The sequence below is a fragment of the Microbispora sp. CSR-4 genome, assembly GCF_008033685.1.
In the GTDB taxonomy this organism is placed as follows: Bacteria; Actinomycetota; Actinomycetes; order Streptosporangiales; family Streptosporangiaceae; genus Microbispora.
On the sequence record NZ_VJVX01000069.1, the window covers coordinates 1 to 12,963 of the forward strand.

Sequence of the window (12,963 nt, forward strand, 5' to 3'; positions counted from 1 at the left end):
CCTGCCGCGTGAGGCCGGCGCCCGGTTGATGGCGTTGTTGCAGGCGTACGCCAAGCTGAGGGCACAGGGGGATGACCGCCCGCTGACGGTACGCCAGGCCGACGCGCTGATCGCCCTGCTGGAGCAGAAGATCGTCACCGAGCTCCTCGTCGTGGTCAGCGCCGAATCCCTCCCCACCGACCCCGAAACCACCGCAGACCCCGAAACCACCGACGACCCATACCCCGCCGACCCGGCCACCCAAGACACCGCCGCCGACAACGCGAGCGACCCCGCTCCTGGCGAGGCCGACGGCCCTGCTGACAGCGAGGCCGGGGCAGATGCCGGTGCGGAGATTACCGATGACACCGGCGACCCTGCGCCCGCCGAGGCCGAAGACACCAGCGACTACTCCCACGACGCCACTGGAAGCGCCGAGACCCTGAGCAAGACTGCGGATGGCACCGACGACTCCGACGCCCTGGACGAGCTTGACGCTGCCGATGCGGATACCGGTGCAGGAAGCGATGCCGCTGCCGACGGCGCTGCGGACACCGGTGCCGATGAAGATGCAGCCGCCGACGACGCTTGCGCTACCGCAGACGCCGGCATCGGTGACGTGCGCGAAGCCGAGGCCGACCCTGCCACCAATCCCGCCACCGCCCCTCCCCCTGCCCCTGCCCCTGGATCCGGTAACGCCACGGCCGGACTTCCCGTTGAGGAGTCTCGCGGCTGCGGGATCGATAAGCGCGGGACCGGTGAGCGGCGGCCCGGTGAGTGCGTGCCGCGCGACACCGCGAGCACCGCCTCTGCCGACTGCGACATAGCACCCTCGGAGGCGGCGCAGCCGGATCCTCCTCCTGAGGACGCCTCCACACGCCACACCCACGCCGGGCCTCGGCCTGCGGGGGACTGCCGGCATGGCCAGGGCACGTGCCCGTGCGACGGCCAGGCGCGCTGCTCGCGTGCGACGCCGACACCGGGGGCACCGGGGCCATCGGGAACGGCGCCCGGCGGGCCGGGACCGGAGCCGGAGACACCACCCGGGAGGGCATCGGGAACAGCACCGGGAGCCGGGCGAGGGACACCGGGGACGGCCCAAGAAGCGGCGCAAGGAGCGGCGCCGGGTGCAGCTCCGGGAGCGTCGGCAGGCATGCCGCCCGGGGCGTCGCTGAGGCCAGCGTTGGGGGCATCGTTGGGGATGGTGCCGGGGTTGTTGCTGGCGACCGGGCAGGTGCTGCCCGTCTCCAGCGTGCACCGGCTCGCCCGCACCAGTACGTTGGTGCGGATCGTCATGAACGCCGACGGGCAGGTGCTGGACTTGGGCCGAAAGGTCCGCCTGGCCACCCCCGCCCAACGCCGGGCCATCTTCGCCCGGTACGCCACGTGCTGGATCGACGGCTGCCCCCTCCCGGCGACCATGTGCCAGATCGACCACGCCGACAACTGGAGCACCGGCGGCCTGACGGACCTGAAGCTCCTCGGCCCGGCCTGCCAGTTCCACAACCGAGACCGCTACCAGCACCCCGACCGCTACCCCCGCCGCAAAGAAGGCACCGACCGCTGGGCCTTCACCTACCACCGGATCGGGAGCAGGCGGCCGCGCGAGTGAGGCGGGGGCACGGAGAGGTGGGCCGACGTGCGGACAGGGCCCGGGCGGCTGCGGGAGTGAGGCGGGAGGCACGGTAGGCACCGCGCAGGCAGGCTCGGGCACCGCGCAGACAGGTCGCGTCGGACTGCAGGCGCGGGAGGCACAGGGGGCGACGCACAGGCAGGTCCGGGGTGGCGTTGCGAATAGCCGCCCGGGGAAGCTCAGGCGTCGAGGCGGTGGTCGCTGACCAGCGATGCCGTCCTCGCTGTAGAGCCACGCGCCCGGGACGAAGGTCACGTCGCCGAAGCTCACGGGGACGTCGATCTCTCCCTGGCCGGTCTTGGCGCTCCTGCGCGCGTTGGCGCCGAGCGCCTTGATGCCGAGATCGAGACCGGCTAGGGCGGCCGTGTCCCGTACCGTGCCCTCGACCCCCAGCACCCGGCCCCCTCTGTGCACGGCCCAGGCACGCGCTCATGCTCGACTGCCGCGGCGGGCTCTCGTCCCAGGTGCCGTTCGACCCGACCGCCGCCGGGCTGAGCCTCCTGGTGGTCGACACGCGCGCCTCGCAGCCCTGACGGGCGGCGAGTACGGCCGGCGACGCGCCGAATGCGAGGAGGCCGCGTCCGTGGTGGGCGTGGCCGCGCTGCGCGACGTCAAGGACCTGGCCGCCGCGCTGGCGGCGGTGCGCGACCCGATGCTGCGCCGCCGCGTTCGTCCCGTCCGACGACGCCCGCCGCATCACGCCCTCTGATGCCCCGAGCCCCGGGTGCGGGCGGCGCCGCACCCTTGACTCTCTATATTCTCTACTGGTTTAGTATAGAAATACAGCGCCCTTGACCGCCGATACGGCCGTCTTCTGCTGCGATCATCGTCGATCCGCTGCCGTCCATTGCCCTCGATCCGTCACCACGTCCGTGCTGACAGTCACCGGAGATTGCTTCAGATGTCACAGGCACTGCAGACCACCGATCCCCTCCCGCTCGCGGACCCGGGCGTCACCGCGGCGCGGGACGCACTGCTCGGCGCGGTGCGGAACCTCTTCACCTCCGACGTCATGTCCAAGAGCGGGCACGGGAACGCGAGCGTCCGCCTGCCGGGCGACCCCGGCCACATCCTGCTGACCTCCCGCGGACTGCTCCGTGACCTGGGGACGGAGGAGTTCGCCGTGGTCACCCTGGACGGAGACCTCGTCGCGGGGTGGCTGGCCCCCGAGAATGAGGAGATCGTCCGGATGCACACCGAGGTCTACCGGGCCCGGCCCGGCACAGGCTCGGTCATCCACACCCACTCGCCGTTCGCGACCGCATACGCCGTCGCGGGACGGGCGCTGCCGGCGCGGTACGAGTCGCTGCTGCGCGCGGGGCAGTCCGAGGACGTCCCCGTCGCCCCCTACGGTGCCCGGGGCAGCGGCCGGGCTGTCTCCAACATCGTCGACACGTTCACCGCGCACCCGCGCAGCGGCGCCGTCCTGCTGGCCAACCACGGCGTGCTGGCGACCGGCGCCGACGCCGCCGGGGCGAGCAGGCTCGCGGTCGCGCTAGAGGAGACCGCGCAGGTCACGCTGGGCGCGACGGCGCTCGGCGGCGCCATCGCGATCGAGGACGGCTCCCGGTGACCACTGGACCCGACACCGGCGCCTACGAGGAGACCTATCTGACGTTGTTCGGCCACGTCCCCGACGCCGTCCGGGACCGGTGGACGTTCAGCGCCGAGCACGGCCGCTTCACCGCCCCCGGCCTCCTGGAGGAGCTGCGCCGAGAGGTCATCACCCGCAGCCCGCTCGGGCTGAAGGTCCAGCAACTCGTCCAGTTCGCGCAGCTCGTGGCGCTCGCCCGCGCCCTCGTCCGCACGCCCGACCTGCTGCTGCTCGATGAGCCGTTCGCCGCGCTGGACGCCCTGACGCGCCTGAAGATGCAGCGCCAGGTCGCCGGGCTGTGGCGGCGCCACGAGATCACCACACTGATGGTCACGCATGACGTCGAGGAGGCGTTGCTGCTGGCCGACCGGGTGCTGCTGGTCGACGGCGGCCGGATCGCCGACGAGATCCGCGTCGGCCTCCCCCGCCCACGCGACCCACGCGACCCCGAGTTCGCCGCGCTGCGGTACCGCCTCCTGCTGAGCCTCGGCGTTGACCTATCCGGCGGGACCGGCGCCGAGCCTCGGCCGGGCGCCGAACCGGACAACGCGCCCACGCTGGCCGCCGTCACCGGCAGGCCCGACCACGCCGACACCCGCGCCTGAAAGGAGCGACCGATGGAATTCCACTGGTTCCTGCCGACCTACGGGGACGGTCGCAACATCGTCAGCACCGACCGCTCCGGGCGGACCGCCGAGGAAGGGCTCTACGCGCGCGTCCGCGAGTCCGACCCGTACTACCTCGTCCAGCTCGGCCGCGCGGCCGAGCAGGCCGGCTTCTCCGGCGTCCTCCTACCGACGGGATTCAGCAGCGAGGACACCTTCGTCACCACCGCGAGCGTCGCCCAGGAGACGCGCACGCTGGAGTTCATCGTCGCGTTCCGCGCCGGCCTGACCCTGCCGGCAATCACCGCGCAGATGACCGGGACGCTGCAGCGCGCCACCCGCGGGCGCGTCCGGCTGAACATCACCACTGGCGGCAGCCCCGCCGACCAGCGCGCGTACGGCGACTTCCTCGACCATGACGACCGCTACCGGCGGACTGACGACTTCCTCACCGTCCTCGACCTGCTGTGGCGCGGCGAGCCGTTCGTCCACGAGGGCCCGTACTTCCGCAACGCCGTCGAGAAGCCCGCCGACTTCGGCCTCCGACCGCCGATCTACTTCGCGGGCTCCTCCGACGTCGCGAAGGACGTCGCGGCACGCCACGCCGACGTGTACCTCATGTACGGGGAGCCGCCGCCAGCGATCCGCACGCGCGTGGACGAGATGCGCGAGCGCGCCGCCGCATATGGCCGGACTCTCAGGTTCGGCGTGTTCATGCACGTCATCACGCGGGAGACGGAACGGGAGGCCTACGCGGAGGCCGCCCGCCACCTCGCCACCATGACCCCGGAGGCGGTCGCCGCGACACAGCGGGCCCTTAAGGCCATGGACTCGGTGGGCCAGGCGCGCGTCCGTGGCCTGCATGGCGGCAGGCACGGCGCCGTCGAGGACCTACTCGTCCACCCGAACGTGTGGGCCGGGATCGGGCTCGTGCGCGGCGGCGGCGGGACGGCGCTGCTCGGCAGCCACGCGCAGGTTGCCGAGCGCATCGAGGAGTACGCCGACGCCGGGCTCGACACCCTGATCCTCAACGGCTACCCGGCACTGGAGGAGGCGTACCGCGTGGGCGAGCTCGTCCTGCCGCGCGTCGGGGGCGCCGCCCGGCGGGACGTCCCCGCCCACGCCGCGTCCTGACCGCCCAGATCCGCAAGGAGCACCATGTCACGAACCATCGACGACTCCCCGCGCGCCACCGCGCCGGAAACGGCGCGGTGGGCGCCGGGCGGCCCCTCTCGGGGCACCGTCGTCCTCCTGCACGGCCGCGGCGAGCACCCCCGGCTGTACGACCGGCTCGGCAAGCGCCTGAGCGGCGACGGCTACACCGTCGTCGCCCCCGCCCTGGACGCGGGGCCGCCCGACCTCAGCGCCCTGTTCGGGCCGGACGACACGGCCCCGCGCGTCCTCGCTGGCTCCGACAGCGGCGCCCTCGCGGCGGCGCGGCTCGCCGAGCACCGCCCGGCCGCGATCGCCGGGCTCATCCTGGCGGGCCTCCCGCTCGGCCCGCCGGACCGCCCGCCCCTCGACCAGGACGCCGAGCTCACCGCCCGGACCGCGTGCGGGGTGCACACCGCCCTGCTGTCCCGCGACCCGGGGTTCCGCTGGGGCGCCCTGGACGAACCGCTCGACCCGCCGCCGCCCGCGTGGCGGCTCCCGCGGCTGCCGACCCTGGTGCTGCACGGCGAGGCCGACATGATCGCGCCCGTCCGCCCCGTGAAGGCGCTCGTCCGGCGGCACCCGTCCGCGACCCTGGTGGTCACCCCGGGCGGCGCGCACGACGTGCTGAACGACAAGGACCACCGCAGCGTCGCGGCCCGCATCGTCCTGTTCCTCGAATCGCTGGGCGGGCGAAGCACCCCCGCCCAGCGCCCCCAGCGCGCCGCGTCGGGCGCGTGGCGTCCGAGCGTCATGAATATCTCCGCCCGTTCCGACTACGCCGTCCGCGCCGCGATCCACCTCGCGGGGACGGGCGACACCCCGACCAAGTGCGAGACGATCGCCAGGGCCCAGGACATCCCGCTCACCTTCCTCAACGGCTTGCTCGGCTCGCTGCGCCAGGCAGGGCTCGTCCACAGCCAGCGCGGATGCGAGGGCGGCTACTGGCTGGCGCGCCCCGCCGAGTCGATCTCGGTCGCCGACGTGATGCGGGCGGTGGAGGGCCCGCTGGCGGCCGTCCAGGGCGGCGCCCCCGGCGACCTCGCCTACACCGGCGACGCCCGACCGCTGCGGGACGTCTGGGTCGCCCTCCAGCGGAGCCTCGAATCGATGCTGGAGCAGGTCACCCTCCGCCACCTGCTGGACGGCGACCTGCCGGACGACCTCCTCCGACACATAAAGGGCGCCCCCTAGGCGCACGGGGCAGAGCCTCGGACCGGCGCGGTCCGGGGCTCGTGCCGCCGCTTCAGTTCCCTTCGAGCGCCGACCTGATGTCGGCGTGCAGACGGGCGGCCTCTTCGGCGGCGTCGATCTCGTCGAGGGTGGTGAAGCCGTCCGCGGCGTCGTCGTCCAGGCCCGGCAGCGCCTCCTCGGCGGCCTCCAGATGGTGGCCTGTGGACAGGTACACCGCGGCCAGGTCCACCCGCAGGTGGACGGCCTGATGGTGCCGATGGCCGTGTTTCCCCGAGCAACCGTTGCGTCAGGGCAGCGTACGGCCCCCGCCCCGGTGCGCTGTGGGCCTGCGTCGCCACCCGTTCCCGCGGGTAGGAGTTCCAGGACGGGAATGGGAGGCGTATGACCGAGATCAGCGCGCTGCTCGACGCGCTCATCGACGCGATCAGCTCCCAGGACGAGGAGCGAGTGCTTCGCTGCTACAGCCCGGGGGCCGTGTTCGTCACGCCCGCGGGGGTGCTGGAGGGGCACGAGCAGATCGGCTGGTACTACCAGCAGCTCTTCACGGCGTTCCCCGACACGCACAACGAGACCACCTCGCGGGCCGCCCTCGGCGACACCATCATCACAGAGTGGACGTTCAGTGGCACCCACACCGGGGTGCTGCAACTGCCGGGCGGCGCGGAGGTCATGGGCACCGGCCGCCGCGTGATCCTCCAGGCGGCGGCCGCCTACACGCTCGACGACGACGGCCTGTTCGCCAGCGGGCGGATCTACTACGACCAGCTGGCGTTCTACCGTCAGACGGGCTGCCACCTGCGTCTGCGCAAGACCGCCTGATCTCCCCATACTGGAGCGTGGACTCCGGCCCGCCGCTGCGCGACATCGGCTGCTTCGCCCTCGTCGCCCGGCATCTCAGCTTCTCCCGCGCCGCCGCCGAGCTGGGCGTCTCCCAGCCCGCCGCGAGCCAGGCCGTCGGCCGTCTCGAACGCGCGCTCGGGGTCCGCCTGTTCGAGCGGACCAGCCGGGAGGTCCGCCTGTCACCGGCCGGCAAGGCGCTGCTGCCGTACGCCGAGGCGCTGCTGGAGTCGGTTGCGGCCTTCTCGGCCGAGGCGAGGCGGCTCGCGTCGCCGGAGGGCGCCGCCGTCCGCCTGGCCTATCCCCCGCCGGCCGGCGGCCTCGCGGCGCGGATCGCCCGCCGGATGGCACGCCATGATCCCCCGGCCGAGGTGGAGCTGCGCCCGGCCGGCCGGGCCGCCGCCCTGGCCGCCCTCGCCGCCGGCGAGGTGACCGCGGCCATAATCGCCGCTCCCTTCCCGCGCGAGCTGACCACCGCCGCCCGTTTCCACGTGCCCGTCGGGCATCTGGCCGTGCCGGCCGGGGACCGGCTCGCCGGCCTGCCCCGCCTGCAGCCCGAACGGCTCGCGCGCCACCGCGTCCTGCTGCCGCGTGAACGCCCGCCCGGCGGGATGTGGGCGCGGCTCGCCGCCCGGATCGGACCGCACCGGCAGCACGTGGTGGCCGACGAGATCGACGACTTCGCCGCCGCGCTCGACCTCGTCGCGGCGGGCGTCGGCCTGCTGCCCACGCCCTCCCTGGTCGTGGCGTCCGTCCGCAGGGACGACGTCGCCTTCGTCCCTCTGGACGCGGGCGACCTGCGCCTGACGTACGCGCTCGCGTGGCGGGGCGAACGGCTGTCGGCCGGGTTGATGGCACTCGTGCGCACGGCGCAGGAGTGCCTCTGGACGAGGTAGCGCCGACGGGTTCCCGGCGGATGCGAGAAAGTTTCATGCCGCCTCTCGCAGCCGGACCGTCCGCGTGCCCGGAGAACCGGCAGGTGACCGGGGTGGCGTCGCGGGTTCGACCACATGCTGTCGCCGTTTCCTGACAGAGGATTACTTGAACTCTTGACTTGTCAGATCCCGGTCAGCATTCTTGGGACTGCGCCGCCAGCGCGTATTCGCCGTTGAATAAGCGTGGCGCGGCCACGTGGCCCACGGGCGAACCGCCGAAGCCGTCAGCGACGACGCTGCTTATCTCGGCCTTTTTACCAGCGGTTCTGGGTCCTTTGCTCGCACAACCGCGCGGCTTCGCGCTGCCGGACGTCCAATCCGCCGACAATGTGAGCCACGGAACGCAGGAAATACCGGCCTATTTACTTCGCCATGACTGCGAATAGGCGGCGGCCGGAGTTTCCCCTTTCCCTTTCGCCGGGTCCCGGTTTTCCGGCGCGTTCCCGTCGGCCGGCCGGATCACGTCCGCGCGCATGCGGCGCGGCCCGTACGGCCGACACGACAAGAAGGTGATCAGATGAAAACGGACCAGTTCAGGGGACCAGTCCTCTCGCTTTTCCGCATCGTGATGGGACTGCTGTTCGTCTGCCACGGCGTGGCGACGATCTTCGGTGTGCTGGGCGGCAACCGCGGCACCGGTCAGGCCCTGGCGTTCGGCACGTGGCCGGGCTGGTGGGCGGCGGCGATCCAGCTGGTCTTCGGGACGCTCGTCATCGTCGGGCTGCTCACCCGCGTCAGCGCGCTGCTGTGCTCCGGCTCGATGGCGTACGCGTATTTCGTCGTCCACGCGCCGCAGGGCCTGTTCCCGATCCTGAACGGCGGCGAGGCGGCGGCGATGTTCTGCTGGTCGTTCTTCCTCATCGTGATCTTCGGACCCGGCGCCTGGGCGCTGGACACGCTGATCCACCGGATGCGGCACCAGGAGACCGAGACGTACGCCCCCGCACCGGCGCAGGCCCAGGCGTAGCCGCTTCGCGCCACCGCCCGTAGGGCGAACTCGACGCGCCGGGTCCCGGCACGACCCGCGTGCGTGATCACTCGCGGCCGGATGTCACGCAGGCGTCCGGCCGCGACGGCGTGAACCTGCCTGGCCTCTCGTCCGACTGTGCAGTAAGACGGGAGGACGAGATGACCGACGAGCTGCTGGTGGTGCGTGCCCAACTGGGCGAGCGCGCGGCCCTGGCCGAGCTGGTGGCCCGCTGGCGGATGCCCGTGTGGACCTACGTGCGGCGCATGCTCGACGCCGAGCGGGCCGACGACGTGACCCAGGAGATCTGGCTGGCCGTGATCCGCGGCCTGCCCCGGTTGCGGGAACCCGCCCGGTTCGCGCCCTGGCTGTTCACCATCGCGCGCCGATCGGTCACCGACCGCCTGCGCGGCCAGTACGCCAGGGAACACGAGCACGCGCACGAGGCCCTGGCGGCCGGCGACGTGATCGTCGACGACCCCGTGGACGCCGCGGTGGACCGCGCCGAGCTGGTGAGCCTGCTGTCGGGCCTGCCCATGCCGGAGCGGGAGATCCTCGTCCTGTTCTACCTGCAGGACCTCTCGGTGGAGGACTGCGCGCAGATCTGCGAGATCCCCGCCGGGACGGTCAAGTCGCGGCTCAATCGCGCCCGTCGCCTGTTGCGCGCGCACCTGGAGGAGAAGGGATACCGGCCATGACCGAGGAGCCGCGGCTGTCGGCCCGGGAGCTGATCGAGCGACTCGAACCCGCGTTGTCCCCCGCCAGGCGCATCCGCGCGGTGACGGCGCTGCTGACCGGGCTGTCCGGCACGGTCTTCATGGCCGTCCTGTGGGGCGGCGAACCCGGCCCGCTGCCCGGCCGTACGCAGGCGATGTTCGCCCTTCTCACCGTCGTATGCCTGGCCTGGGCGGTCTACGGCGGATGGCTGCTCACGCGCCGGGTGCCGCTGTTCGCCACCGACCGGGTGATCGCCGCGTGGATCGCCCTGGCCGCCTCACTGGTCCCCACCGCCGCACTCGCCGCGCTGGCGGTGCGGCGCGGCACCGGCCTGGCCTCCGTGCTGTCGGTCGGGGGCCTGTTCGTGGCGACCGCTCTGGTGCTGGCCGTACGCGCCCATGCCCGCCGGGCGGCGCTGCTGCGCCGTGCCCGCGAACTCCGGACACACACGTCGGAAGACTGACCCGACGAGGCGAAAGGCGCTCTCCATGGCACACAACCCGAAACTGATCCGCCGCCGGTTCGGCAGCACCGCGTTGCTCGTGGTGACCCTGGTCGTCGCCGCGATCCTCCTCGTGGGGGTGCTCATGCTGCTGCTGTGAACGCACAGCGCGAATGAAAGCGAGGCGGGTGAGAGCGAGGCGGAGCCGAAAAGCGGCGCGGGGCCTGAAATTTTCAGCGCCGCGACCTGCCGCGACCCTCCTGAACTGGACATATCACTCCGTGACCGGAGCGTGCTTGGATCGCGCCACTTCGCGTACGCACCATCCGGGCGGGAGCTCTCCCGAGATCGTCCCGCCCGTCTCCGGGGCGGCCCCGCACGGCGGGGCCGGCCCGTCGTCCTTTTCCGAGGGGCACGTGATGCGACTACCGCGACGGCTGCTGAGCGCGAGCACGGCGACCGCACTGGCCGGCGCCCTGCTGGCCGTCACCTCGACTTCCACCCCCGTTGCCGCCGCCTCCTTCAACTACGGTGAGGCGCTGCAGAAGTCGTTCCTGTTCTACGAGGCGCAGGAGTCGGGGCACCTCCCTTCCACCAACCGGGTGACCTGGCGGGCCGACTCGACCGTCAACGACGGCAAGTCCGCCGGGGTGGACCTGTCCGGCGGCTTCTACGACGCGGGCGACCACGTGAAGTTCGGCTTCCCGATGGCGGCCATGACCACCACGCTGGCCTGGGGCGGCGCGGACTACCGGTCGGCCTACGAGCGCTCGGGCCAGCTTCCCTACCTGCTGAACACGCTCCGGCAGGCGGGCGACTACTTCATCAACGCCCATCCCGAGCCGAACGTCCTGTACGTCCAGGTCGGCGATGGCGGCGAGGACCACTCCTACTGGGGCGCACCGGAGACCGTCGAGGCCAAGGGCCACAAGCGGCCGGTCTACAAGATCACCGCGTCGTGCCCGGGCACCGACGTCGCCGCCGAGACCGCCGCCGCGATGGCCGCCTCCTCGATCGTCTTCCGGCCCACCGACCCCTCGTACGCCGACACGCTGCTCACCCACGCCAAGCAGTTGTTCACGTTCGCCGACACGACCAAGGGGACGAACGGCCGCGACACGGCGTACGTGAACTGCGTCAGCGCCGCGCAGGGGTTCTACAACTCCACGGGCGAGGGCGGGCAGGTCGAGGGCGCCACGAAGATGTACTGGGACGAGCTGGCCTGGGCCTCCGTCTGGCTCTACCGGGCCACCGGCACCACGAGCTACCTCGACCGGGCGCGTGAGTTCTACCCGAAGATGGGCACCCAGGAGGACCCGGGCAGCAACGGGCAGCAGGTGCCGGTCTTCAACTTCGGCTTCGGCTGGAACGACAAGCAGTACGCCGTCTACGAGCAGATGGCCGAGCTGACCGGCGAGCAGAAGTACAAGGACGACGTCCAGCGCTATCTCGACTACTGGACGGTCGGATACAAGGGCAAGAAGGGCACGATCACGCCCGGCGGCCTGGCGTACATCTTCTACTGGGCCTCGCTGCGCATGGCCGCCAACACGGCCTTCGTCGCGCTGAAGTACGCCGACTTCCTCGGCTCCGGCGACCCGCTGTACTCCCGCTATCACGACTTCGGCAAGCGGCAGATCGACTACGCGCTGGGCGACAACCCGCGCCACTCCAGCTACATGATCGGCTTCGGGACCAACCCGCCGCGCAACCCGCACCACCGCGGCGCGCACGGCTCCTGGACCAACGCCGGTCCCGACGGCGAGCCCGCCGTCAGCAGGCACATCCTGTACGGCGCGCTGGTCGGCGGCCCCGACGGCGCCGACGCCTACACCGACAGCCGCGGCGACTACGTGAAGAACGAGGTCGCGCTCGACTTCAACTCCGGCATCACCAGCTCGCTCGCCGTGCTCTACGGCGAGTACGGCGGCACGCCCCTGGCCACGCTGCCCACCGAGACGCCCGACGGCCCGGAGTTCTACCTGGAGCCGACCATCACCCACACGAGCCGGGAGACGGCGGCCAAGACGTTCGTCATCAACAAGTCGGCCTGGCCGGCGACCGTGCTCGACAAGGCGAAGTTCCGCTACTACTTCACCCTGGACGGCTCGACCACGGCGAGCCAGGTCACGGTGAGCACGTCCTACACCCAGTGCAAGCAGCCCACCGGGCCGCACCTGCTTGAGGGACGCACCTACTACGCCGAGGTCGACTGCACCGGCACGCTCATCTTCCCCGGCGGCCAGTCGGAGTATCGCCGCGAGGTGCAGCTCCGCATCAGCGTGGCCGACGGCGCGACGTGGGACCCGTCCAACGACTGGTCGGCCAAGGGCGCGGACCACATGACGCTGTACGGCAACGACGGCCGCCTCATCTGGGGCACGGCGCCCGGCGTCGAGCCCTCCCCCAGCCCGTCGCCGTCCGCCTCGCCGTCGGTCTCCCCGTCTCCGTCCCCGTCGGCGTCCCCCTCCGCGTCCCCCTCCGCGTCCCCCTCGGCGTCCCCCTCCGCGTCGCCGTCGCCGTCGCCCAGCCCGTCCGCCTCGCCAAGCCCGTCGCCGTCGCCGTCCCCCTCGCCGTCTCCCTCGGCCGGGGGCGCGTGCAGGGTGTCGTACACGACCAACGACTGGGGCGGCGGGTTCACCGTGACCGTCACGATCACCAACATCGGCACGACGCCGCTCGACGGCTGGACCCTGAGGTTCACCTTCCCCGGCAACCAGCGGGTCACCCAGGGCTGGTCGGCCACCTGGACCCAGAGCGGAGCGAACGTGACCGCCGCCAACCTCGACTGGAACAGGACCATCAACCCCGGGCAGTCCATCCAGATCGGCTTCCAGGGCACCTACACCGGATCCAACGTCAGCCCGGCCGTCTTCACCGTCAACGGCATCACCTGCTCCTGAGACGA

12 protein-coding genes and 2 pseudogenes are annotated in these 12,963 nt (G+C 72.2%); 12 read left to right on the forward strand and 2 right to left on the reverse strand.

Translation table 11 applies throughout. The features are described from left to right. Positions 1–1,591 (forward strand): annotated as a pseudogene (locus FLV34_RS41935) (hypothetical protein); the annotation flags it as partial. 231 nt (positions 1,592–1,822) lie between these two features. Here the strand turns inward: FLV34_RS41935 and FLV34_RS34450 are convergent. Continuing rightward, positions 1,823–2,005, reverse strand: a pseudogene (locus FLV34_RS34450) (S-adenosylmethionine--2-demethylmenaquinone methyltransferase); the annotation flags it as partial. A gap of 190 nt (positions 2,006–2,195) precedes the next feature. On the opposite strand from FLV34_RS34450, the gene FLV34_RS42875 reads away from it, so the two are divergent. The 5 genes from FLV34_RS42875 to FLV34_RS34470 all read left to right on the forward strand — a co-directional run bounded on the left by FLV34_RS42875 (position 2,196) and on the right by FLV34_RS34470 (position 6,157). Further along, positions 2,196–2,321, forward strand: coding sequence for a hypothetical protein (locus FLV34_RS42875; protein WP_260617214.1), 126 nt, complete (start codon positions 2,196–2,198; stop codon positions 2,319–2,321). Positions 2,322–2,513: 192 nt separating this feature from the next. Next, entirely contained in the window at positions 2,514–3,185 is a 672-nt protein-coding gene (locus FLV34_RS34455) for a class II aldolase/adducin family protein (protein WP_142647252.1), read from the forward strand. Next, complete coding sequence (locus FLV34_RS41940; protein ID WP_205830121.1) at positions 3,182–3,811, forward strand: ABC transporter ATP-binding protein; 630 nt, start codon at positions 3,182–3,184, stop codon at positions 3,809–3,811. Before FLV34_RS34455 ends, FLV34_RS41940 begins: the two co-directional genes overlap by 4 nt. A gap of 12 nt (positions 3,812–3,823) precedes the next feature. After that, positions 3,824–4,945, forward strand: a complete 1,122-nt coding sequence (locus FLV34_RS34465; protein ID WP_142647253.1) for an LLM class flavin-dependent oxidoreductase — start codon at positions 3,824–3,826, stop codon at positions 4,943–4,945. A 24-nt stretch (positions 4,946–4,969) separates the two neighbouring features. Continuing rightward, positions 4,970–6,157 carry an Rrf2 family transcriptional regulator gene (locus tag FLV34_RS34470; RefSeq protein WP_142647254.1) on the forward strand — a complete coding sequence of 396 codons (1,188 nt, stop codon included), beginning with the start codon at positions 4,970–4,972 and terminating at the stop codon, positions 6,155–6,157. Positions 6,158–6,209: 52 nt separating this feature from the next. Here the strand turns inward: FLV34_RS34470 and FLV34_RS40890 are convergent, their stop codons facing one another. Continuing rightward, entirely contained in the window at positions 6,210–6,386 is a 177-nt protein-coding gene (locus tag FLV34_RS40890; protein WP_222709735.1) for a hypothetical protein, read from the reverse strand. 152 nt (positions 6,387–6,538) lie between these two features. Between FLV34_RS40890 and FLV34_RS34475 the strand changes: the two genes are divergently transcribed. From FLV34_RS34475 to FLV34_RS34500, 6 genes are all read left to right on the forward strand, one after another. Next, complete coding sequence (locus FLV34_RS34475) at positions 6,539–6,976, forward strand: ester cyclase (protein WP_142647255.1); 438 nt, start codon at positions 6,539–6,541, stop codon at positions 6,974–6,976. Positions 6,977–6,993: 17 nt separating this feature from the next. Continuing rightward, positions 6,994–7,890, forward strand: a complete 897-nt coding sequence (locus FLV34_RS40895; protein WP_187280807.1) for a LysR family transcriptional regulator — start codon at positions 6,994–6,996, stop codon at positions 7,888–7,890. Positions 7,891–8,446: 556 nt separating this feature from the next. Further along, on the forward strand, positions 8,447–8,896 hold the full coding sequence (locus FLV34_RS34485) for a DoxX family protein (RefSeq protein ID WP_142647256.1): 450 nt from the start codon (positions 8,447–8,449) through the stop codon (positions 8,894–8,896). A gap of 161 nt (positions 8,897–9,057) precedes the next feature. Continuing rightward, the gene (locus FLV34_RS34490; protein ID WP_142647257.1) at positions 9,058–9,594 is read left to right on the forward strand and encodes an RNA polymerase sigma factor; all 537 of its coding nucleotides are present in this window, start codon (positions 9,058–9,060) and stop codon (positions 9,592–9,594) included. Continuing rightward, positions 9,591–10,076 (forward strand): hypothetical protein, encoded by a 486-nt coding sequence (locus FLV34_RS34495; protein WP_147945094.1) that lies wholly within the window; start codon positions 9,591–9,593, stop codon positions 10,074–10,076. Before FLV34_RS34490 ends, FLV34_RS34495 begins: the two co-directional genes overlap by 4 nt. Positions 10,077–10,474: 398 nt before the next feature. Next, a complete protein-coding gene (locus FLV34_RS34500; protein ID WP_147945095.1) occupies positions 10,475–12,958 on the forward strand; it encodes a glycoside hydrolase family 9 protein in 2,484 nt (827 codons plus the stop codon). Positions 12,959–12,963 lie beyond the last annotated feature (5 nt).